Source organism: Streptomyces sp. NPDC002125 (assembly GCF_053593715.1).
This window is the reverse complement of sequence record NZ_JBSFDD010000021.1, coordinates 80,015-101,981: the sequence shown is the minus strand read 5'-3', so window position 1 is coordinate 101,981 and position 21,967 is coordinate 80,015. Positions and strand designations below refer to the sequence as shown.

Genomic DNA, 21,967 nt, shown 5'->3' with positions numbered 1-21,967 from the left:
CCGCGGACAGACCTCAGTACGGCCAGATCGGCGGGTCCGTGACGAAGTGGCCGCCGATGTGGGCGTGCTCGGGATTCTGCGGGTCCAGCTCGCCGTGCTCGGCGACGAGCTTCTCCGCGTACTGCTCGGAGTCGTCCTGCGGTTCGTAGCCGAGGGAGCGGGCCGTCGTCAGGTCCCACCACAGGCGCGTGTTGTCGGAGGAGCCGTAGACCACGGTGTGCCGCACGTCCTCGGCCGTGAGCGCCGCGTGGAAGAGGCGCGCCCCGTCGCCCGGGCTCATCCAGACGGACAGCATCCGCACCGACGTCGGCTCCATGAAGCAGGACCCGATGCGCACGGAGACGGTCTCCACGCCGTGCTTGTCCCAGTAGAACTGGGCGAGGTCCTCGCCGAAGGACTTCGACAGGCCGTAGAGGGTGTCGGGGCGGCGGGGGGTCTCGACCGGGATCAGCGGGTCACCGGCGCGCGGGCGCGGGGTGTAGCCGATCGCGTGGTTGGACGAGGCGAAGACGATACGGCCGACGCCCTCCTCGCGAGCCGCTTCGTAGAGGTTGTAGGTGCCCTCGATGTTGGAGTGCAGAATCTTGTCGAAGGAGGCTTCCAGGGAGATGCCCGCGAGGTGGATGATCGCGTCGGCGCCCCGCACGGCCTCCCGCAGAGCGTCCTTGTCGCCGAGGTCGGCGGTGACGGCGTCCGGCTCGCCCTCGATGGGGGTGAGGTCCAGGAGGCGGAGGTCGTAGCCGTACGCCGGCAGCAGCCCCCGCATGAGGGTGCCGAGGCCGCCGGCGGCGCCGGTGAGCAGGACGGTACGGGGAGTGGGCATACGGGGATCTCCTCGGTGCGGGCGCAGGACGCGTCGCGGCGTGCGCGGACAGGGGCGGCAGGGTGCTGCGCGGAGCTGGACGTACGGACAGCAAGGTACGCGCGGCACGCAGACATGGCGCAACCCGCCCGGAGCGTCAAATCCATGGATGACATTCACATGCGTGGACACGCTAAGAAGTTCCCGCCGACCGCGTCAAGAGGGGCGCCGGTTCGCGCGATCCGCCACGCGTCGGCCGCACCTGTCTTGACCTTCGCCGCGGAACTGCCTTAGCGTGGCGCCGTTCATGAATATGGACGCCGATCATAATTGTGCACGCCTGAATCGCTCAGGGAGCGCCCGTGACCTCAGCCCCCCTTGCCGCCCGACTCACCGACGTCGCCGGGCCGCTCTTCTTCCCCGTCACCGCCTACGGGCCGGACGGCGCCATCGCCCTCGACGCGTTCCGCGCGCACGTGCGCGCGGGCGTCGACGCCGGTGCGGCGGCCGTCTTCGCCTGCTGCGGCACCGGCGAGTTCCACGCGCTGGCCCCCGAGGAGTTCCGCCTCGTGGTCGCCGCCGCCGTCGAGGAGACCGCGGGCCGGGTGCCCGTCGTCGCGGGCGCCGGTTACGGCACGGCGCTCGCGGTCCAGTACGCGAAGCTCGCGGAGGAGGCGGGCGCGGACGGGCTCCTGGCCATGCCGCCCTACCTCGTCGTCGCCGGCCAGGAGGGGCTGCTCGCCCACTACGCCGCGCTCGCCGCCGCCACGTCCCTGGAGACGATCGTCTACCAGCGGGACAACGCGGTCTTCACCCCGGAGACCGTCGTCGCCCTGGCGAAGACCCCCGGGATCATCGGTCTCAAGGACGGCCTGGGCGACCTCGACCTGATGCAGCGCATCGTCAGCGCCGTACGCACCGGGCTGCCCGGCGAGGACTTCCTGTACTTCAACGGGCTGCCCACCGCCGAGCTCACCGGCCTCGCCTACCGGGGCATCGGCGTCACGCTCTACTCGTCCGCCGTCTTCGCCTTCGCCCCCGACATCGCCCTGGCCTTCTACCGGGCGCTGGACTCCGGGGACGACGACCTCGTCAACGCGCTGCTCGACCACTTCTACCGGCCGCTCGTCGAACTCCGGGCCAAGGGCCGGGGCTACGCCGTCTCGCTCGTGAAGGCGGCCGTCCGGCTGGAGGGCCTGGACGTCGGCCACGTCCGCACCCCGCTCACCGAGCCCCCCGCCGAGCACGTCGAGGAGCTGGCCGCGATCATCGCCAACGGCCGCGCCCTGCTGGAGAAGTACCCCGCCGGGGAGGCCAGGTGAAGGCCTCCGCCTTTCTGTACCCCTGGGACGTCGTCGGTGACCCGGACGCGGCCCGCCGGCTCGCCGGCCTCGGCGTCGAGCAGGTGACGCTCGCCTCCGCCTACCACTCCACCCGGGCCCTGACGCCGCGCCACCCCGCCCGCCGGATCGTCACCGCCGAACACGCGGCAGTGCTCTATCCGCCGGACGAGGGCTGCTGGAAGGGGCGCGAGCTGAGTCCCTACCCGCAGTCCTGGGTGCCGGGGGAGGACCCGTACGCCGAGGCCGCCGAGGCGCTGGCGGACGCGGGCCTCCAGGTGCACTCCTGGGTGGTCCTCGCGCACAACTCCCGCATGGGCGCGGAGTATCCGGACACCTCCGTGGTCAACGCCTACGGCGACCGCTACCCCTGGGCGCCGTGCATCGCGCGGCCCGACGTCCACGCGTACCTGGTGGACCTGGCGGCCGAGGCGGCCGTACGCCCCGGGGCCTCGGGCACCGAGCTGGAGTCGTGCGGCTGGTACGGCTTCGCCCATCTCCACGCCCACGACAAGACCTCCGGGGTCGGCCTCGGGGACGCCGCGCAGTATCTGATGTCCCTCTGTTTCTGCGCCGACTGCCGCGCCGGTTACGCCTCGGCCGGCCTGGACGCGGAGGAGCTGCGGGCCGCGGTGCGCCGCGCCCTGGAGCCCGTCTGGGCCGGTCAGGGGTCCGGGGAGGCCGGCTGGCCGGGCGTCGGGAAGCTGCTCGGCGCGGACCTCGCCGACGCCACCCTGCGGTGGCGCGGACAGGTCGCCAGGGGCCTCCAGGAGGCGGCCGTCTCGGCGGTGCGGAGCGCGGCGCCGGGGCCGGACTTCCAGGTCCTGCTGCACGCCGACCCCGCGCCGTACCGCACCGGCGCCAACGTCGGTACGGACCCCGCCCACATCCTGTCCACGGCCGACGGGGTCGTGCTGCCCTGCACCGGCGGCGACGCGGCGCGCGAGGCGGTCCTGGGCCCCTTCGCGGGGCTCTCCGGGGTGCTGGCCGCCAACTTCAACGTGGTCACCGGCATGGGCGGAAGCCCCGGCACCCTGGCACGGGACGCCGCGCACGCGGCCTCGCTCGGCGCGGGCGAACTGCGCCTGTACCACGCGGGCCTGGCCTCCGGACCGGACCTCCGCGCGGTCGCGGACGCCCTGTCCGCGGTGCGAGGCGGCTGACCGGCCGGACGCCCCCCGCGGCTCTCCCGGCGCGGTCTCCCCGAACGCAGGTCCCCGGCACACGCCGGGGACCTGCGGCTTTTCCAACTTCCGGCGACGAAACCAAATTTCTTCTGCCAGAAGCGTTGACGAAACATTCGCACCGCTCTAGCTTCATCGCGTCATACTTCGTACGTCATATATGAGACGCGATACGCGAGATGTGAGAGCACCCTTCCCATGACCTTTGCGCCTGCCCCGATCCCGTCCAGGACCCAGTACGTGCTGGAGGCGATCAAGCACGCGATCCTCACCGCGCAGCTGCGCCCGGGACAGGCACTCGTGGAGACCGAACTCGCCGCCCAGTTCGGGGTGTCGAAGACGCCCGTGCGCGAGGCGCTGAAGACGCTCGCCGGCACCGGACTGGTGGTCATGAGCCAGTACAAGGGCGCCACCGTGCGGCTCGTGGACGCGGCCATGGCCCGGGAGGTGTACGACGTGCGCCTGCTCCTGGAGCCGGAGGCGCTGCGCCGCACCATCACCCGGCAGGCGTCGCTGGAGGCCGCCCAGGAGGCCCTGGAGCGGGCCGACTCGGCGATCGACAAGGCGGACAGGTCGCTCGCCAACCGGGACTTCCACCGGGCCCTCTACCTGCCCTGCGGCAACCCGCTGCTCGGCCGGATGCTCGACGAGGTCCGCGACCAGGCCGCGCTCGTGTCGACCGTCGCCTGGTCGGCCATCCCCTCCTGGGAGCGCGAGGCGGCCGAGCACCGCGAGATCCTCCGGCTCGCCCTCTCCGCCGACGCGGAGGCCGCCGCGGGAGCCCTGCACGACCACATCGCATCGTTCGTACGCCGTGCCTTCCCCGACGACGAAGACGGAGGTGACACGGCGTGAACCACCCGCTGGAACCGACTCACCAGCACTCCGACGAAAGGCCAGTCCGCATGGACCTCACCCCGCTGAAGGCGGCCCTCGCAGACGTAGTGGCGATCCCGGTGACCCCGTTCACCGAGGACGGGAGCATCGACGTTCCGGCCCACCGCGCCCTGCTGCGCAGGCTGCTCGACGGCGGCGTCCGCATCGTCACCCCGAACGGCAACACCGGTGAGTTCTACGCGCTCACCCCCGACGAGCGGCGTACCGTCACCGAGCTGACCATCGAGGAGGCGGGCGGCCGGGCCACCGTGCTGGTGGGTGTCGGCCACGACGTGCCGACCGCCGTGGCCGCCGCGGAGCACGCCAGGGAGGCCGGGGCCGAGATGGTGATGGTGCACCAGCCCGTGCACCCCTACGTCTCGCAGGACGGCTGGATCGACTACCACCGCGCCATCGCGGAGGCCGTCCCGGAGCTCGGCGTCGTCCCCTACATCCGCAACCCGCTGCTGACGGGCGAGGCGCTCACCGAGCTCGCCGACGCCTGCCCCAACGTCATCGGCGTGAAGTACGCCGTGCCGGACGCCGCCCGCTTCGGCGCGTTCGCCCGCGACGCTGGCCTGGAGCGGTTCGTCTGGGTCGCGGGGCTCGCCGAGCTGTACGCCCCCTCCTACTTCGCCACCGGCGCCACCGGATTCACCTCCGGCCTGGTCAACATCGCCCCCGGCGTCTCGCTGGACATGCTGGAGGCGCTGCGGGCCGGCGACTACACCGCGGCGATGAAGGTCTGGGAGCGGATCCGCCGCTTCGAGGAACTGCGCGCCGACCGGCAGTCCGCGAACAACGTGACGGTCGTCAAGGAGGCCCTGGCCTCGCTCGGACTTTGCCGCCGCGATGTGCGCCCGCCGAGCCGGGTGCTCCCCGAGGCGCAGCGCGCCGAGGTCGCCGACCAGGTCGCCGGGTGGTCGATATGACAGCCGACCGCACGGCGGGCCGCCGTATCGCCCCCGAGGAGCTGCGCAGCCACCAGTGGTGGGGCACGGACGGGCTCCGCTCCTTCAGTCACCGCGCCCGCACCCGGCAGCTCGGCTACCTCCCCGAGGAGCACCTGGGCAAGCCGGTCATCGCGATCCTCAACACCTGGTCCGACATCAACCCGTGCCACGTCCATCTGCGCGACCGCGCGCAGGCGGTCAAGCGGGGCGTCTGGCAGGCGGGCGGCTTCCCGCTCGAATTCCCGGTCTCCACGCTCTCGGAGACCTTCCAGAAGCCGACCCCGATGCTCTACCGCAACATGCTGGCGATGGAGACGGAGGAGCTGCTGCGCTCCTACCCCGTCGACGGCGCGGTGCTGCTGGGCGGCTGCGACAAGTCCACCCCCGCGCTGCTGATGGGCGCCGCGTCCGTCGACCTGCCGACGGTCTTCGTGCCCGCCGGGCCCATGCTGCCCGGCCACTGGCGCAACGAGGTCCTGGGCTCCGGCACGGACATGTGGAAGTACTGGGACGACAAGCGGGCCGGACTCATCGGCGACTGCGAGATGGGCGAACTGGAGAACGGGCTCGCCCGCTCTCCCGGCCACTGCATGACGATGGGCACCGCCTCGACCCTGACCGCCGCCGCCGAGGCGCTGGGCGTCACCGTGCCGGGAGCGTCCTCCATCCCGGCCGTGGACTCCGGCCACGACCGGATGGCCGCGCAGTCCGGCCTCCGTATCGTCGAACTGGTGTGGCAGCAGCTCACGCTGTCGCGGATCCTCACGGCGGACGCCTACGAGGACGCCGTCGCCACGGTGCTCGCGCTCGGCGGCTCCACCAACGCCGTCATCCACCTGATCGCGATGGCCGGCCGCTCCGGGGTGAAGCTCACCCTGGACGACTTCGACCGCATCGCCCGCACCGTCCCGGTCCTCGCCAACCTCCGCCCCGGCGGTAAGTACCTGATGGAGGACTTCCACTTCGCCGGAGGGCTGCCGGGATTCCTGGCCCGGCTCACCGACGTACTCCACCTGGACCGGCCCACCGTCACCCACGACACCCTGCGCGAACAGATCGACGGGGCTCTCGTGCACAACACCGACGTCATCCGGGAGCGGGACAACCCCCTGGCCGAGGAGGGCGGCGTGGCGGTGCTGCGCGGCAACCTCTGCCCCGACGGCGCCGTCATCAAGCACATCGCCGCCGAGCCGCATCTGCTCCGCCACACCGGGCCCGCGGTCGTCTTCGACGACTACAAGGAGATGCAGCGCACCATCAACGACCCGGCCCTGGCCCTCACCCCGGACCATGTGCTGGTGCTCCGCAACGCCGGCCCCAAGGGCGGCCCCGGCATGCCCGAGTACGGCATGCTGCCGATCCCGGACTACCTGCTCAAGCAGGGGGTGCGTGACATGGTGCGGCTCTCCGACGCCCGGATGAGCGGCACCAGTTACGGGGCCTGCGTCCTGCACATCGCGCCCGAGTCCTTCGTCGGCGGACCGCTCGCCCTGGTCCGCACCGGGGACCTGATCACGCTGGACGTGGAGGCGCGGCTGCTCCACCTCGACGTGTCCGACGAGGAGCTGGAGCAGCGCAGGTCCGAGTGGACCGAGCCGCCCGCCCGCTACGGGCGCGGTTACGGCGCGCTCTACCAGGACCAGATCACCCAGGCCGACACGGGATGCGACTTCACGTTCCTGGCCCGGCAGGGAGAAGTGCCCGACCCGTACGCGGGCTGAACCGGGCGCACGGAATTCAGCGCGCCGCTCCCGTCCGGGATACCGAACGGCATGCGGTAAGCGCTTGCACCATGCACGGAAAACGCGCACCGAACGCACCGTGAGCATGGAGCGCACGCACCGCACCGCACCGAAAGAACGCACCGAGAGCACGGCACATCCCGCACTTCCCAGAGATCGGAGAGCGTCATGGCCCACGCAGCCGTGGCCCCACCGCCGCCCAAGGCGAAGGCGCCCAAGCGCCGTTCGGCGAGTCCCCGCCGCCTGCCGTACCTGCTGATCGCGCCCGCGGGCCTGCTGATGCTGGGCTTCATCGCCTATCCGGTGGTCAGCGTCTTCTACTACAGCCTTCAGAACTACAACGTCACCAAGCCGTGGCGGAACGGCTTCGCGGGCCTCGACAACTTCACCCGGATCTTCACCGAGGACGAGCAGTTCTGGCCGACGCTCGGCTTCAGCGCCCAGTGGGTCTTCACCCAGGTGACCCTCCAGCTCGCCCTCGGCCTCGCCCTCGCGCTGATCGTCAACCAGACCTTCATCGGCCGCGGCATATCCCGCGCCATGGTCTTCTCGCCCTGGGCCGTCTCCGGCGTGCTGACCAGCACCATCTGGATCCTGCTCTACAACTCGTCCACCGGCTTCAGCCGCTACCTCGCGGACGCCGGGATCGGCGAGTACGGCACCTCGGTGCTCTCCGACACCGGGACGGTCTTCTGGGCGGCGACCATCTCCGAACTCTGGCGCGGTGTCCCCTTCTTCGCCATCCTCATCCTCGCCGACCTCCAGTCCGTCTCCAAGGAGCTGTACGAGGCGGCCGCGGTGGACGGCGCGGGGCGGATGCGGCAGTTCTTCCACATCACCCTCCCGCACCTGCGCGACGCGATCATCCTCGCCACCCTGCTGCGCGGGGTCTGGGAGTTCAACAACGTCGACCTGCTCTACACCCTCACCGGTGGCGGGCCGGCGGGTGAGACGACCACACTCCCGCTCTACGTCGCCAATACAGGCATCGAGGGCCACGACTTCGGATACGCCTCGGCGCTCACCACCGTCGCCTTCGTGATCCTCCTCTTCTGCTCGATCGTCTATCTGCGCCTGAGCAAGTTCGGAGGCGACCACAAGTGACTGCCGCACTCGCAGAGAAGAACAGCGCCCGCACGCCGGGCCTCTCCACGGGCGACGACGCCCCGCCGCCCTCCGCGCCCCGGCGCAGCAAGCGCGAGCGTGCCTTCGACGACGTACCGCGCTGGCAGATCTATGTGCCGCTCGGCATCTATCTGCTCTTCACGCTCATCCCGTTCTACTGGATGTTCCTCTTCGCCGTACGGCCCGCCGGCTCCACCTCGCTGGTGCCCTGGCCGATGACGGGGGACCACTTCTCCAAGGTCTGGAACGAGCGCAGCTTCGCCCTCTTCTTCCAGAACAGCATGATCGTCGGCGTCGCGACGCTGATCGCCACGACCCTGGTCGCGCTGGCCGGCGGCTACGCCCTGGCCCGGTTCGACTTCAAGATCAAGGGCGCCTTCATGCTGGCGCTGCTCTGCTCGCAGTTCATCCCGGGCGCACTGATGCTCGTGCCGCTCTTCGAGATCTTCAAGAACCTCCAGATGATCAACTCCCTGGGGAGTGTCGTCATCGCGGAGACCGTCTTCCAGCTCCCCCTGTCGATCATCCTGATCAGCGGCTTCATCAAGAACGTGCCGGTCTCCCTCGAAGAGGCCGCCTGGGTGGACGGCTGCTCGCGCTTCAAGGCCTTCTGCGCCGTGGTGCTGCCGCTGCTGCGCCCCGGACTGATCGCCGTAGGCTCCTTCGCCTTCGTCCACAGCTGGAACCACTTCCTGTTCGCCCTGATGTTCCTCAGCGAGCAGGACAAGCAGACGATCCCGGTCGGCCTGAACACCCTCATCGGCGCCGACAGCGTCGACCTGGGGGCGCTGGCCGCGGGCGGAGTCATCGCCGCCGTGCCCGTGGTGATCGTCTTCGCCTTCATCCAGAAGTGGCTCATCACCGGCTTCAGCGCCGGCGCCGTGAAGGGATGACGGACATGACCCCCAAGCTCCGTCCCCGTACGGCGCGCAGAGCCGCCGCCGCGCTCGCCCTGCTCCTCGGCAGCCTGGCCCTCCAGCCCGGCGCCGAGGCGGCCACCCCGGCCCCCTCGGCGCGGCCCGCGGCCCCGGAACGCGACCTCGGCCGCGAGGTCCTGCCCGAGGGCGACGGCTGGGCGGCCGAGGGCGCCGGGACCACCGGCGGCTCGGCCGCGGACGACGCCCACGTCTTCACCGTGCGCACCAGGGCGCAGCTCGTCGCGGCGCTCGACGGCGGCAGCTCCACCCCGAAGATCATCAAGGTCGCGGGGACCATCGACGCCAACACCGACGACCGCGGACGGCGCCTGGACTGCTCCGACTACGCCACCGACGGCTACGCCCTCGACGCCTACCTCGCCGCCTACGACCCCCGCACCTGGGGCGGAGCCAAGCCGGCGGGAGCCCAGGAGGACGCCCGCAAGGCATCCGCCGCCCGCCAGGCCGAGCGCGTCGAACTCCTGGTCGGCTCCAACACCACCCTCGTCGGCGTCGGCACCGGCGCGGTGCTGAAGGGCGCGAGCCTCCAGGTCAGGGACGCGGACAACGTCATCGTCCGCAACCTCGAACTGCGCGACGCCTACGACTGCTTCCCGGCCTGGCAGCCCAACACCGGCGGACTCGGCGACTGGAAGACGGCGTACGACACGCTCTGGCTGCGCGGCGCCACCCATGTCTGGGTCGACCACGTCACCGCGAGCGACAAGGGCAGGCCCGACGACGAGGAGCCCACCCTCTTCGGACGCAACTTCCTGCGCCACGACGGGCTCCTCGACATCACCAACGGCTCCGACCTGGTCACCGTCTCCTGGAGCCGGTTCGCCGACCACGACAAGGCGATGCTGATCGGCAACGGCGACGGGGTCACCACCGACCGGGGCAAGCTCCGCGTCACCCTGCACCACAACGAGTTCCACTCCGTCGTGCAACGCGCGCCCCGGGTCCGCTTCGGCCAGGTCCACCTCTACAACAACCGCTACGTCATCCCCGAGGACGGCGGCGACTACCGCTACTCCCTCGGCGTCTCGACCGAGTCGCGGATCGTCGCGGAGAACAACGCCTTCGAGGCCCCGGGCCACGTCGAGGTCGCCGACCTGCTCAAGAGCTGGAACGGCAGCGCCCTCACCCAGCGCGGCACCGTCTTCAACGGCTTCCCCGTCGACCTCGTCTCCATCTACAACGCCTACAACTCCGGCAGCGAGCAGGACCTCAGCCCCGACACCGGCTGGACGCCCGCCCTGCACGGCCCCGTCGACAGCGCCGAACGCGCCGCCGCCGACGTGGCCCGCGAGGCAGGAGCGGGGAGGGCTGCCCGATGAGCACGAGCACCCCCCTCCCCGTCGTCCTGGCCGGTGCCAGGGGCCACGGCCGCTGGCACCTCGCCAACATCCGCCGGCTCCAGCACCAGGGCCTGGTCAGACTGGCCGGCATCTGTGAGCTGAACCCGCTGACCGAGGACGAACTCGAGGCGTTCGCAGGTGAACTCCCCGAGCAGTCGTCCGACTTCGGCGCCCTGCTGGACTCCACCGGGGCCCGCGCCGCGATCATCTGCACCCCCATCCCGACCCACACCGCGCTCGCCCTCACCGCGGCGGCCCGGGGCGTCCACCTCCTCCTGGAGAAGCCCCCCGCCGCGACCTGGGACGACTACGCCCGCATGACCGAGGGCGTACGGGAGGCGGGCATCGCCTGCCAGGTCGGCTTCCAGTCCTTCGGCTCGCACGCCGTGCCCGCCATCAAGGACCTCGTACGCTCCGGAGCCATCGGAGAGCTGCGCGGCATCGGTGCCGCGGGGGCCTGGGTACGCGACGACACCTACTTCCGCCGGGCGCCCTGGGCGGGCCGCCGCAGGCTCGGCGGGACGGACGTGGTCGACGGGGTGCTCACCAACCCGCTCGCGCACGCCGTCGCCACCGCGCTCGAACTCGCCGACAAGGGGACGGCCGAGGACGTGGCGTCCATCGAGACCGAGCTGTTCCGGGCCCACGACATCGAGTCCGACGACACCAGCTGCGTCCGCGTCACCACCACCGACGGGCTCCCCGTCACCGTCGCGGTCACCCTCTGCGCGGAGGAGGCCGGTGAGCCGTACGTGATCGTCCACGGCGACCGGGGCCGCATCACCTTCTGGTACAAGCAGGACCGCGTCCTCGTCCAGCGCGCCGGACACGGGCCCGAGGAGGCCGTGCACGGGCGGACCGACCTCCTGGAGAACCTCGTCGGCCACCTGGAGCACGGCACCGCTCTCCTCGTGCCGCCGGAGCGCACCGGCGCCTTCATGCGGGTCGTCGAGGCCGTACGCACCGCACCCGAGCCCACCGCGCTGCCCGCCGCCGCCTGGCACACCCGGCCGGACGGACCCGGCGGCGGCATCCGGCGCGTCGTACGCGGCATCGACGGAACCGTCGCCGCCGCGGCCGACACCCTCACCCTCTTCTCCGAACTAGGCGCCTCATGGGCGCGCCCCAGCGAGGTGAGCACACCATGACCACGGCACTCCTCAGCTGCGCCGGACGCCCCGTCGGCCGCTACACCTACCGGCCCGACACCGACAGCCGGCCCTACCTCCACCCCGTCACCACCCTCGCCGGCACCCCGGTCACCGAGGAGCGCCCGGCCGACCACATCCACCACCTCGGCGCCTCCGTCGCGGTGCCCGACGTGGCCGGGCACAACTTCTGGGGCGGACGCACCTTCGTCCGCGGCCAGGGCCCCACAGAGCTCGACAACCACGGGACGCAGCGCCACCTCGGCTGGAAGCTCCGCGACCCGGACGGCTTCGTGGAGGAGCTCAGCTGGGAGGCCGACGGAACCGAGCTGCTGCGCGAGCACCGCACCGTCGCCGTCACCGAACTCTCCGACACCGCCTGGGCGCTGGACTTCTCCTTCTCCCTGACCAACCGGGGCGGCGGCGACCTCTCCATCGGCAGCCCCGCCACCAACGGCCGCCCCGGCGCCGGGTACGGCGGCTTCTTCTGGCGCGCCCCCAAGGAGGCCGCCCCGCCCGCCGTGTTCAGCGGAACCCTCGACGGCGAGGAGGCCGTGCACGGCAGGGCCGCGGACTGGCTGGCCCTCGCGGGGGACGGCTGGACGCTCGTCTTCGCCGGCGCGACCGAGGAGACCCGGCGCGACCCGTGGTTCGTACGGACCACCGAATACCCCGGCGTCGGCTCGTCCCTCGCCGCCGACCGCCGGCTGCCCGTCCCCGCCGGAGCCACCGTCGTACGCCGGATCGTCACCGTCGTCGCCGACGGCCGCCTCGACCGCGACTCCGCCGCCGCCCACGTCCGCAAGGTGGCGACCACATGAGCGCCCCCGTGAAGCTCCGGTCCGCGGACCTCGGGGACGGCACCTACCGCAACCCGGTCCTGCACGCCGACTGGTCCGACCCGGATGTCGTCCGCGTGGGCGACGACTACTACCTCACCTCCTCCAGCTTCGGGCGTGTCCCCGGGCTGCCGCTGCTGCACTCCCGCGACCTGGTCAACTGGACCCTCATCGGCCACGCCCTCGAACGGCTGGGACCCGACGCGGACTTCGCCGTGCCCCGCCACGACTGCGGGGTGTGGGCGCCCTCGCTGCGCCACCACGACGGACGCTTCTGGATCTTCTGGGGCGACCCCGACCACGGCATCCAGCAGATCAACGCCGAGGACATCCGCGGCCCCTGGAGCGCCCCGCACCTCGTCAAGGCGGGCAAGGGCCTGATCGACGCCTGCCCGCTCTGGGACGAGGAGACCGGCGAGGCCTACCTGGTGCACGCCTGGGCGAAGTCCCGCTCCGGCATCAAGAACCGGCTCACCGGCCACCGGATGAGCCCCGACGGACGCGAGCTCCTCGACGAGGGCACGACCCTGATCGACGCCGACACGATCCCGGGCTGGTTCACCCTCGAAGGTCCCAAGCTCTACCGGCACGACGGCTGGTTCTGGATCTTCGCCCCCGCCGGGGGAGTGGAGACGGGCTGGCAGGGCGCCTTCCGCTCGCGGACCTTCGACGGGCCCTACGAGGAGCGCGTCGTCCTGGAACAGGGCGCCACCGAGGTCAACGGCCCCCACCAGGGCGGCTGGGTCCGCACCGCCGCCGGCGAGGACTGGTTCCTCCACTTCCAGGCACGCGGGGCGTACGGCCGTGTGGTGCACCTCCAGCCCATGACCTGGGAGGACGGCTGGCCGGTCATCGGCGACCGGGGGGAACCCGTCCTCGTCCACCCCCTGCCGAAGGGGCCGGGAGGGACCCCCGGGACACCCGCGTCCAGCGACGACTTCCCCGGAGGGCGCCACGGCCGCCAGTGGCAGTGGACGGCCAACCCCCGGCCCGGCTGGACCGTCGGACACGCGGGCGACGGGCTGCGGCTCAGCTGCGTACGGACCGCGTACGCGCACGACCTGCGGGCCCTGCCCAACGTCCTGGTGCAGCGGCTGCCCGCCGAGGAGTTCACCGTCGAGGTCGGCATCACGCTGGACAGCGACGAGCCGGGCTCCAAGGCCGGGCTCGCCGTGCTCGGGGACGCCTTCTCGTGGATCGGCCTGGAGACCGGCCCCGACGGCACGGCCCGGCTCGTGCACCGGTACGCCGAGACCGTCGCCGAGCACGAGCGGGACGCCGAACACCCCCGCCCCGCGCCCGGCGCCGTCGTCCGCGTCCGGATCGAGGTCGGCAGGGGCGCGCGCTGCCGCTTCTTCGCCGACACCGGCGACGGCACCGGCTTCAGGGCTTCCGGCCAGGTCTTCGCCGCCACCCCCTGGCGCTGGGTCGGCGCACTGCTCGGCCTCTTCGCCACCGCACCGACCGGCACCGGGCCCTCCGGAACCGCCGGCTTCACCGCCTTCCGCACCAGCGAAAGACCTCGCACCACCTGACCCCGCACCGCTGTATGGGAGCCGCAATGACGCACCTCCGTACCGAGCGCACCAGAGCGAGAACGCTGTTCACGGCCTTCGCCCTCGCCGCCGCCCTCCTGCTGCCCGCAGCCCCGGGCGGGGCGGCGGCAGCGGAGGCGCCGCGGCCGGCCGCCGCCCACCAGGGCGGCGGGCCCGGGACCCCGCACGGGCCCGGCACCCCGCACGGATTCGCCTCGCTCGCCGGGGGCACCACCGGGGGCCGCAGCGGCGAGGTGGTGACCGTCACCGACCAGGCGGGCCTGGAGAAGTACGCCGGTGCCGAGAAGCCCTACGTCATCAGGGTGGCCGGCTCCATCGCCGTGGAGCCGTTCGGGGCGGACATCGACGTCGCGTCGGACAAGACCATCGTCGGGGCGGGCGACACGGGCGAGATCGTCCATGGCGAGCTCCACCTGAACCCCGGCACCAGCAACGTCATCATCCGCAACCTCACCATCCGCGACTCCTACGTGGAAGGCGACTGGGACGGGAAGACGACGGACTTCGACGCGATCCAGATGGACTCGGCCGACCACGTCTGGATCGACCACAACCGGCTGACGCACATGGGCGACGGGCTGCTCGACATCCGCAAGGACAGCCAGTACATCACCGTGTCGTACAACCACTTCGACAACCACAACAAGGCGCTCGGCATCGGCTGGACGGAGAACGTCACCACGCAGATCACGATCGACCACAACTGGTTCAGCGGCACCAAGCAGCGCAACCCGTCCGCCGACAACTGCGCCTACGCCCACCTCTACAACAACTACCTCTCCGCGCAGGTCGCGGACGGGGACCCGCTGTGGACGTACGGCAACTGGGCGCGCGGCGCCACGAAGATGGTCATCGAGAACAGCTACTACCAGGACGTCCAGCACCCCTACCAGGCCGACGACACGGCCGAGCTGGTCCAGCGCGGATCGATCCTGAAGAACACCACGGGACGCACCGACGCCCGGGGCACCGCGTTCGAGCCGCGCGACTTCTACCCGTACACCCTGCACCGGGCCGCCGACGTGCCGAGGCTCGTCACCCGGAACTCCGGCCCGCAGAAGTACATCGGTACCGCGCCGCACGGCACACACCACTGATTTCCCCCCACGCACGCGTACAGATCCGAGAGAGAAGAGCCGACATGAACATCTCGAAGACGCTCCGGGGGCGTGCCGCGACCGCGGTGTCCCTCACGGCGGTCCTGGCCATCGCGGCCACCGGCTGCGGTGACGACGGCAGCAGCTCAGGCACGGAGGGCAGCGGCAAGGGCGAGATCACCTTCTGGGACAACAACGGTGGTCCGCGCACCGAGATCTGGACCGAGATCATCAAGGATTTCGAGAAGGCCAACCCGGACATCAAGGTCAAGTACGTCCCGATCCCGATCGCTGACGTCCAGTCCAAGTACGACACGGCCATCGCGGGCGGCGGCCTGCCCGACGTCGGCGGCGTCGGCACGGCCTACCTGGCCAACATCGTGTCCCAGGAAGCCCTGGAGCCCGTCAACGACCGGCTGGAGAAGTCGGAGCTGAAGGGCAAGCTCGTCGAGAGCATGGTCGAGAGCGTCAAGGCCGCAGGCGGCCGGGGCGACGACATGTACTCCGTGCCGACCTCCGCGAACAACGGCGCGCTCTGGTACCGCACCGACCTGTTCGAGGCGGCCGGCCTGGAGGCTCCCACCACCTGGGAGAAGTTCTACGTCGCCGCCGACAAGCTCACCGACGCGAAGAAGAACAAGTTCGGCTACACCATCCGCGGCGGCGCCGGCTCCATCGCCCAGGCCCTCGACGCGATCTACGGCCAGACCGGCATCACGGAGTTCTGGGACGGCGACAGGACGACCCTGAACGACCCGAAGAACGTCGCGGCGCTGGAGAAGTACGCCGGCCTCTTCAAGAAGACGACGCCGGCCGCCGACGTCAACAACGACTTCACCAAGATGGTCGCCCAGTGGGACACCGGCACCATCGGGATGCTCAGCCACAACCTGGGCTCCTACCAGGACCACCTGAAGGCCCTCGGCGAGGACAAGTTCGCCGGGATACCCGCCCCCACCGGGGCCGGTGACAAGCGTGTCCAGGTCTCCAACCCCGTCGACGGCCTGGGCCTCTTCCGGTCCAGCAAGAACAAGAACGCGGCGTGGAAGTTCATCGAGTTCGCGGCCTCGCACGAGTCCAACAGCAAGTGGAACGAGTCCGCGGGCGCCATCCCGGCCAACACCGAGGCCGCCAAGGACCCGTGGATCTCCAAGACCGAGCCGACCGCGCTCGCCGCGAAGGCCCTCACCGACGGCTCCACCACCATCGTGGACCTGCCGTACCACCTGCCCGACTGGAACAACATCAGCAAGGCCGACAACGAGCCGGAGTTCCAGAAGCTGCTCCTCGGCAAGGTCACGGCCAAGGCCTTCCTCGACAAGATGGCCGATGAGCTGAACACCGCCCAGAAGGAGTGGAAGGAACTGGGCAACGGCTGAGCCGCCGCCCACGCCACGCCAGGCACCCCGGTGACCGGGGGACCGGCGGCGGTCCGGGTCGCGTCCCGCCGCCGGTCCCTCCCCACGTGCACCACCTCGCGTTCGTCCTCCGAGAGAGGCAGTCATCCTGTGTCACTCACCCGCAGACGGACGGCAGCCGCGCTCCTCGCGCTGCCCCTCGCCCTCGGCGCCACCCCCGCACTCGCGGACGGCGGCCGGGGCAGGCCCAGGCCCCGGACGCTGCACATCGCGGGCGACTCCACGGCGGCCCAGAAGTACGCCGCCGCGGCACCCGAGACGGGCTGGGGCATGGCCCTCCCCTTCTTCCTGGGCCGCTCGCTCACCGTCGCCAACCACGCGATGAACGGCCGGAGTTCCAAGAGCTTCATCGACGAGGGCCGGCTCACCATCCTCCTGGAGGGCGTCCGTCCGGGCGATCTCGTCCTCATCCAGTTCGGGCACAACGACGAGAAGACCGAGGACCCGGCCCGGGGCACCGACCCCTACACCACGTACCAGGAGTATCTGCGGCAGTACATCGTGGGCGCCCGTGAGCGCGGGGCCGAGCCCGTGCTGATCACCCCGGTCGAGCGTCGCCGCTTCGCCGAGGACGGCACCGCGAAGCCCACCCATGGGGAGTACCCCGCGGCCATGCGCGCCCTGGCGGCCGAGGAGGGCGTGGCCCTGCTCGACCTCCAGGCGCTCTCCCTCGCCCGCTGGCAGGAACTCGGCCCGGACGGGACCCTGGCGTACTTCAACTGGCTGGAGCCCGGAGAGTCGCCGAACTACCCGGACGGCAAGCAGGACAACACCCACTTCCGGCCCGAGGGCGCGATCGAGGTGGCCAGGACGACGGCCCGCGCCCTGCTCGACCGGCGCGTACTCGCACCGCGCGACCTGCGCCGCCTCGACGACCCGATCCCCGCGGAACGGATCACCTGGCCGCAGGCCTGACCCTCCGCACCACCGCGGTCCGGCCCCACGGCCCGCCCGCGCACCTGGATCTCCTCCACTCCTTCTTCCACGTACGACAGTTAGGGATCAGCCATGCCCGCACGTATGAGACACACCCGCGCCATCGCCGTGGTGCTGGGAACCGCCTCGCTCGCCCTCGCCGTGACCGTCCCCGCCCAGGCGACCGGCCACGGAAAGGGCATCGAGCGCTCCGTGCTCCCTGCCGGTGACGGCTGGGCCTCCGCCGAGGGCTCCACCACCGGCGGCGCGAACGCCACCCCCGACCACGTCTACACCGTCACCAACCGGGCCGAGCTCATCGCCGCCTTCGAGGAGGCCGGGGACGCGCCGAAGATCGTCAGGATCGCCGGCACCGTCCACGGCAACTCCGACGCCGAGGGCACCCCGATCGGCTGCGAGGCCTACCAGCAGGACGGCTACACCCTGGAGAAGTACCTCGCGGCCTACGACCCGGCCGTCTGGGGCACCGACGCGGTGCCCTCCGGCCCGCTGGAGGAAGCCCGCGCCGCATCCGCGAAGCTCCAGGCCGCCGCGGTCAACGTGAACGTCCCGTCCAACACCACGCTCGTCGGGGTCGGCAAGGACGCCACGATCATCGGCGCCAGCCTCCAGGTGAAGAACGTCTCCAACGTGATCGTCCGCAACATCTCCTTCGAGGACACCTACGACTGCTTCCCCCAGTGGGACCCGACCGACGGTGACCAGGGCGCCTGGAACTCCGAGTACGACAACCTCGTCGTCCACGGCTCCACCCACGTCTGGGTCGACCACAACACCTTCAGCGACGGCGACCGCCCCGACGCCGACCAGCCGCACTACTTCGGCAAGGTCTACCAGCAGCACGACGGCCTCTTCGACATCGTGCGCGGCGCCGACCTCGTCACCGTCTCGTGGAACGTCCTCAAGGACCACGACAAGACGATGCTGATCGGCAACAGCGACAGCGCTGGAGCCACCGACAGCGGCCACCTGCGGGTGACGCTGCACCACAACCTGTTCAAGAACGTCAACGAGCGCGCGCCCCGCGTCCGCTTCGGCCAGGTCGACTCCTACAACAACCACTTCGTCGCCACCACCGGCAGCGTCTACGGCTACAGCTACGGCATCGGCAAGGAGTCCAAGCTCGTCGCCGAGTCCAACGCCTTCACCCTCGGCTCCGGCTTCGACAAGGCGAAGATCCTGAAGAAGTGGTCCGAGGCCCCGCTCACGGCGGGCGACAACTACGTCAACGGCCGCAAGACCGACCTGATCGCCGTGCACAACGCGGGCGTCCCCGAGGAGCAGCTCGCCACGGGCGCCGGCTGGACCCCGACGCTGCGCACCAAGGTCAACCACCCGCTCGCCGTCCCCGTGCTGGTGGCCCTCAAGGCGGGAGCGGGCAGGACCTCCGCCCGCTGACCCCGCCCCCCGATCCGGCCGGAGCGGCACCGCACCCTTCCACCACCCCGGAAGGCGCCGCTCCGGCCGGCCCTTCTTCGCAAGGAGTTCCGCCATGCCCAGCAGACGCAGCGCCCTGTCCCTGCTCGCGGGCGCGGGAGCGGCCCTCGCCCTCGGCGCCCCCGCCGCCCACGCGCGCCCCGCACCGCACAGCCGCCCCTTCGGACGCTACGGCTCACCGTCCCGCCGCCTCGACGCCCTGACCCTGTACGTCGATCCGCTCGGCAGGGGCGACCACACCGACGTCCGGTCCGCCGTCGAGGCCGCGACCGGCACCGGCCACACCCTGGTCATCGCCCCCGGCACCTACCGCGGTGCGGTCACCATCGGCGCCGCCAGGTCCGGTCTCACCCTCATCGGCGCGAGCGGCGACCCGCGCGACACCGTCATCGTCCACAACAACGCGGCCGGCACGCCCAAGCCCGACGGCTCGGGCACCTACGGCACCAGCGGGTCCGCCAGCGTCACCGTCCAGGCCGCGGACTTCACCGCCCGCGACGTGACCTTCGCCAACGACTGGCTGCGCTCCGACAATCCGGGGTACACCGGCACCCAGGCCGTCGCGATCAAGGTCCAGGGCGACCGTTCGGCGTTCCACGGCTGCCGCTTCCTCGGCCACCAGGACACCCTGTACGCCGACTCCCTCGCCCTGACCTCCTTCGCCCGGCAGTACTACCGCGACTGCTACGTGGAGGGCGACGTCGACTTCGTCTTCGGCCGGGCCACCGCCGTCTTCGACCGCTGCCACTTCCGCACACTGACCCGGACCGACCTGGCCTCGGCCCCGTACGGTTTCGTCTTCGCTCCCAGCACCGCCGGAGCCAACCCGCGCGGATACCTGGTCCTGCGCTCCAGGATCACCAGCACCGCCCCGGACGCGTACTACAAGCTGGCCCGCCCCTGGGTGCCCTCGTCGGACCTCACCGCGCACCCGATGCTGACGGTCCGCGACAGCCACCTCGGCGCGGGCATCGACGCGGTCACTCCGTACGGCACGATGTCCGCGGGCTTCCCCTGGCAGGACCAGCGTTTCGCGGAGTACCGCAACACCGGCCCCGGCGCGCGCGTCACCGACCCGGCCGAACGCCCGCAGCTCACCGCGTCCGAGGCCCGCTCCCACACCCCCGCCGGCTACCTCGGCGACTGGCGCCCCCAGGCGTGACGCCGGGCATCACCCAGGGCGTGCTGCCCGTCTTCCACGAGCGGCTCAGGGACGAACTCACCTTTCCGCTCTCCTGGGAGAGGTCCACCACGCGCGACTTCCCGGCCTGGCGCGCGACGGCACGCGCCGCGGCCGGGGAGGCGCTGCTCCAGCCGCCAGGACCCGGCCCCGAGCCCTTCGACCCGGTGACGGTCGACGAGCACCGCTCGGGGACGTACACCGGACGCACCGTGGAGTTCGCCCTGAGCCGCTACACGCGCGCCCGCGGCTCCCTGCTGGTGCCGCACGGCGCGGGTCCCTTCCCCGCCGTGCTGCTCCTGCACGACCACGGCGGGGAGTTCTCGATCGGCCGTGAGAAGACCGTGCGGCCCTGGTCGGATCCCGGCCGTCTCGCCCTGGCCACCGCGTGGGCGAAGCGGTGCTACGACGGCCGGTTCATCGGGGACGAACTGGCCGCCCGCGGCTACGCCGTGCTCGCCGTGGACACCCTCGGCTGGGGCGACAGGGGCCCGCTCGCCCACGAGGACCAGCAGGCCCTGGCCGCCAACCTCCTCCAGCTGGGCACCTCGCTGGCCGGACTCGCCGCGCACGAGGACATCCGCGCGGCGGCCTTCCTCGCCTCGCTGCCCGAGGTCGACGGGGCGCGCGTCGGCGCGCTGGGCTTCTCCATGGGCGCCTACCGCGCCTGGCAGCTGTCCGCCCTGTCCGACGGGGTCCGGGCGGCGGCGGCCGTCTGCTGGATGACGGGGCTCAAGGAGATGATGGTGCCGGGCAACAACACCCTGCGGGGCCAGTCCGCGTACTTCATGCTCCACCCGGGCCTCAACCGCCTGCTCGACATCCCGGACGTGGCGTCCCTCGCCGCCCCCAAGCCCGCGCTGTTCCACGCCGGGGGCCGCGACCACCTGTTCACCGCGGCCGGGGTGGAGACGGCGTACGCGAAGCTCCGCGCGGTCTGGGACTCGGCGGGGGCGGGCGACCGGCTCACCACCACGGTCTGGCCGGAGGCCGGCCATGTCTTCACGGCCGCCATGCAGGACGACGTCCACACCTGGCTCGGCACATGGCTCGGCGCCCCCGCCGGGTCCGGACCGGGACCCGGTGGGGGCGCCTCACCGCCGCCGCAGACCTAGTCGTAGCTGAGATCCGACGCGGTGTAGCGGCAGTACGTGCCGTCCGGGCCACTGCCCGTCTCCGTCGGCTCTGCACCGGTGCTGTTGCCGGTGTAGCGGACGCACGGCTTGATCTTCTTGCTGCTGTCACCGTGGATGCGCACCGAACGCAGCGCCGCGGTGTCCCCGTAGTTGGTGTTGATACCGACCAGGGACTTCCCGGGCACCGTGACGTCGACGTCGTTCACGATGATCTCGCGCTTGTACTGCTTGGAGCAGTTGCCGCAGGAGCGGACCAGCTTGCCGAAGTCCGCGACCTGGAACTTCGTGATGACCAGCTTGCCCGCGCCGTTGAACTGGAAGACCTTGTCGGAGGCCTTCTTGGCGCCGCCGCCGTACACCGTGTAGACGGAGCCGGTCGACGTGCCCTTGAAGGACGCGGCATCCTCGCCGACGTCCTCCCACCAGACGTTCTGGATCGTGCAGCTGCCGGAGCAGTGGACGCCGTCGGCGGCGGGCGAGCCCAGGATGACGTTCTTCAGCGTCGCCCCGTCGGCCAGCTTGAAGAGCGGGTCCTGGCCCTCGTCCTGACCGTCCCCGCCGAGGTCACCGCTCCCGTAGAAGCGCTTCAGCGAGCCGTCGTACGTCCCCGAGACCTCGATGGTCTTCGAGACGGCCTGGGAGCCGGTGGCGCTGGGCCAGGCGGGCACGGCGGCGGTCGCCGCGCCGGCGGGCTGGAGCATCACGTTGGTGGCCAGGGCGGCGCCGGTGAGGCCGAGGGCCGCGGTCAGCGCCGCGGCCATACGGCGCTTGCCGGGGCGGCGCCTGTGCTTGTGCGCTCGTTCGCTCATGTTCGTCGGTCCCGTTCGTAGGGGGGTGGGGGGAGTGTTGCGCTCAAGAGTCGCCACCGCCCACGAAAGGGTTGCCGGGTTCCGGATGTGTTTTCCTTCCCGTCTCCGGCG

18 protein-coding genes and 1 pseudogene are annotated in these 21,967 nt (G+C 71.5%); 17 read left to right on the top strand and 2 right to left on the bottom strand.

All coding sequences use genetic code 11. From position 1 onward, the window contains the following. Positions 1 to 13 precede the first annotated feature (13 nt). A complete protein-coding gene (locus tag ACWCQM_RS29360) occupies positions 14 to 823 on the bottom strand; it encodes an NAD-dependent epimerase/dehydratase family protein (RefSeq protein ID WP_450918125.1) in 810 nt (269 codons plus the stop codon). Between the two features lie 341 nt (positions 824 to 1,164). Between ACWCQM_RS29360 and ACWCQM_RS29355 the strand changes: the two genes are divergently transcribed. The 17 genes and pseudogenes from ACWCQM_RS29355 (at position 1,165) to ACWCQM_RS29275 (ending at position 21,026) form a co-directional block, all read left to right on the top strand. Continuing rightward, complete coding sequence (locus tag ACWCQM_RS29355; RefSeq protein WP_450918124.1) at positions 1,165 to 2,124, top strand: 5-dehydro-4-deoxyglucarate dehydratase; 960 nt, start codon at positions 1,165 to 1,167, stop codon at positions 2,122 to 2,124. Further along, complete coding sequence (locus ACWCQM_RS29350; RefSeq protein WP_450918123.1) at positions 2,121 to 3,305, top strand: hypothetical protein; 1,185 nt, start codon at positions 2,121 to 2,123, stop codon at positions 3,303 to 3,305. The genes ACWCQM_RS29355 and ACWCQM_RS29350 overlap by 4 nt, the downstream gene beginning before the upstream one ends. Before the next feature lie 219 nt (positions 3,306 to 3,524). Further along, on the top strand, positions 3,525 to 4,181 hold the full coding sequence (locus ACWCQM_RS29345; RefSeq protein WP_267076379.1) for a GntR family transcriptional regulator: 657 nt from the start codon (positions 3,525 to 3,527) through the stop codon (positions 4,179 to 4,181). Between the two features lie 50 nt (positions 4,182 to 4,231). Continuing rightward, the gene (locus ACWCQM_RS29340) at positions 4,232 to 5,134 is read left to right on the top strand and encodes a dihydrodipicolinate synthase family protein (RefSeq protein ID WP_073747857.1); all 903 of its coding nucleotides are present in this window, start codon (positions 4,232 to 4,234) and stop codon (positions 5,132 to 5,134) included. Beyond that, a complete protein-coding gene (gene araD, locus ACWCQM_RS29335; RefSeq protein ID WP_450918122.1) occupies positions 5,131 to 6,876 on the top strand; it encodes an L-arabinonate dehydratase in 1,746 nt (581 codons plus the stop codon). The genes ACWCQM_RS29340 and araD overlap by 4 nt, the downstream gene beginning before the upstream one ends. A 189-nt stretch (positions 6,877 to 7,065) precedes the next feature. Next, a complete protein-coding gene (locus tag ACWCQM_RS29330) occupies positions 7,066 to 8,001 on the top strand; it encodes a carbohydrate ABC transporter permease (protein ID WP_450918121.1) in 936 nt (311 codons plus the stop codon). Then, positions 7,998 to 8,915 (top strand): carbohydrate ABC transporter permease, encoded by a 918-nt coding sequence (locus tag ACWCQM_RS29325; protein ID WP_450918120.1) that lies wholly within the window; start codon positions 7,998 to 8,000, stop codon positions 8,913 to 8,915. Before ACWCQM_RS29330 ends, ACWCQM_RS29325 begins: the two co-directional genes overlap by 4 nt. Before the next feature lie 5 nt (positions 8,916 to 8,920). Continuing rightward, the gene (locus ACWCQM_RS29320; RefSeq protein WP_450918119.1) at positions 8,921 to 10,279 is read left to right on the top strand and encodes a pectate lyase family protein; all 1,359 of its coding nucleotides are present in this window, start codon (positions 8,921 to 8,923) and stop codon (positions 10,277 to 10,279) included. Next, on the top strand, positions 10,276 to 11,448 hold the full coding sequence (locus tag ACWCQM_RS29315; RefSeq protein WP_450918118.1) for a Gfo/Idh/MocA family protein: 1,173 nt from the start codon (positions 10,276 to 10,278) through the stop codon (positions 11,446 to 11,448). The genes ACWCQM_RS29320 and ACWCQM_RS29315 overlap by 4 nt, the downstream gene beginning before the upstream one ends. Beyond that, a complete protein-coding gene (locus ACWCQM_RS29310; RefSeq protein WP_450918117.1) occupies positions 11,445 to 12,269 on the top strand; it encodes a DUF6807 domain-containing protein in 825 nt (274 codons plus the stop codon). The genes ACWCQM_RS29315 and ACWCQM_RS29310 overlap by 4 nt, the downstream gene beginning before the upstream one ends. Next, positions 12,266 to 13,822: a glycoside hydrolase family 43 protein gene (locus tag ACWCQM_RS29305; RefSeq protein WP_450918116.1), complete on the top strand. Its 1,557-nt coding sequence runs from the start codon at positions 12,266 to 12,268 to the stop codon at positions 13,820 to 13,822. The genes ACWCQM_RS29310 and ACWCQM_RS29305 overlap by 4 nt, the downstream gene beginning before the upstream one ends. Positions 13,823 to 13,848: 26 nt before the next feature. Then, positions 13,849 to 14,916 (top strand): annotated as a pseudogene (locus tag ACWCQM_RS29300) (pectate lyase family protein); the annotation flags it as partial. A 68-nt stretch (positions 14,917 to 14,984) separates the two neighbouring features. Next, the gene (locus ACWCQM_RS29295; protein WP_450918115.1) at positions 14,985 to 16,319 is read left to right on the top strand and encodes an ABC transporter substrate-binding protein; all 1,335 of its coding nucleotides are present in this window, start codon (positions 14,985 to 14,987) and stop codon (positions 16,317 to 16,319) included. Positions 16,320 to 16,448: 129 nt separating this feature from the next. Continuing rightward, entirely contained in the window at positions 16,449 to 17,273 is an 825-nt protein-coding gene (locus ACWCQM_RS29290; RefSeq protein WP_450918114.1) for a rhamnogalacturonan acetylesterase, read from the top strand. A gap of 93 nt (positions 17,274 to 17,366) precedes the next feature. Next, the gene (locus ACWCQM_RS29285) at positions 17,367 to 18,692 is read left to right on the top strand and encodes a pectate lyase family protein (protein WP_450918113.1); all 1,326 of its coding nucleotides are present in this window, start codon (positions 17,367 to 17,369) and stop codon (positions 18,690 to 18,692) included. A 94-nt stretch (positions 18,693 to 18,786) separates the two neighbouring features. Continuing rightward, the gene (locus tag ACWCQM_RS29280; RefSeq protein ID WP_450918112.1) at positions 18,787 to 19,893 is read left to right on the top strand and encodes a pectinesterase family protein; all 1,107 of its coding nucleotides are present in this window, start codon (positions 18,787 to 18,789) and stop codon (positions 19,891 to 19,893) included. Then, positions 19,890 to 21,026: a dienelactone hydrolase family protein gene (locus tag ACWCQM_RS29275; protein ID WP_450918111.1), complete on the top strand. Its 1,137-nt coding sequence runs from the start codon at positions 19,890 to 19,892 to the stop codon at positions 21,024 to 21,026. Before ACWCQM_RS29280 ends, ACWCQM_RS29275 begins: the two co-directional genes overlap by 4 nt. Here ACWCQM_RS29275 and ACWCQM_RS29270 read toward each other — a convergent pair. Continuing rightward, on the bottom strand, positions 21,023 to 21,856 hold the full coding sequence (locus ACWCQM_RS29270; RefSeq protein ID WP_450918110.1) for a pectate lyase: 834 nt from the start codon (positions 21,854 to 21,856) through the stop codon (positions 21,023 to 21,025). The two genes, ACWCQM_RS29275 and ACWCQM_RS29270, sit on opposite strands and share 4 nt — an antisense overlap. Positions 21,857 to 21,967: the final 111 nt, after the last annotated feature.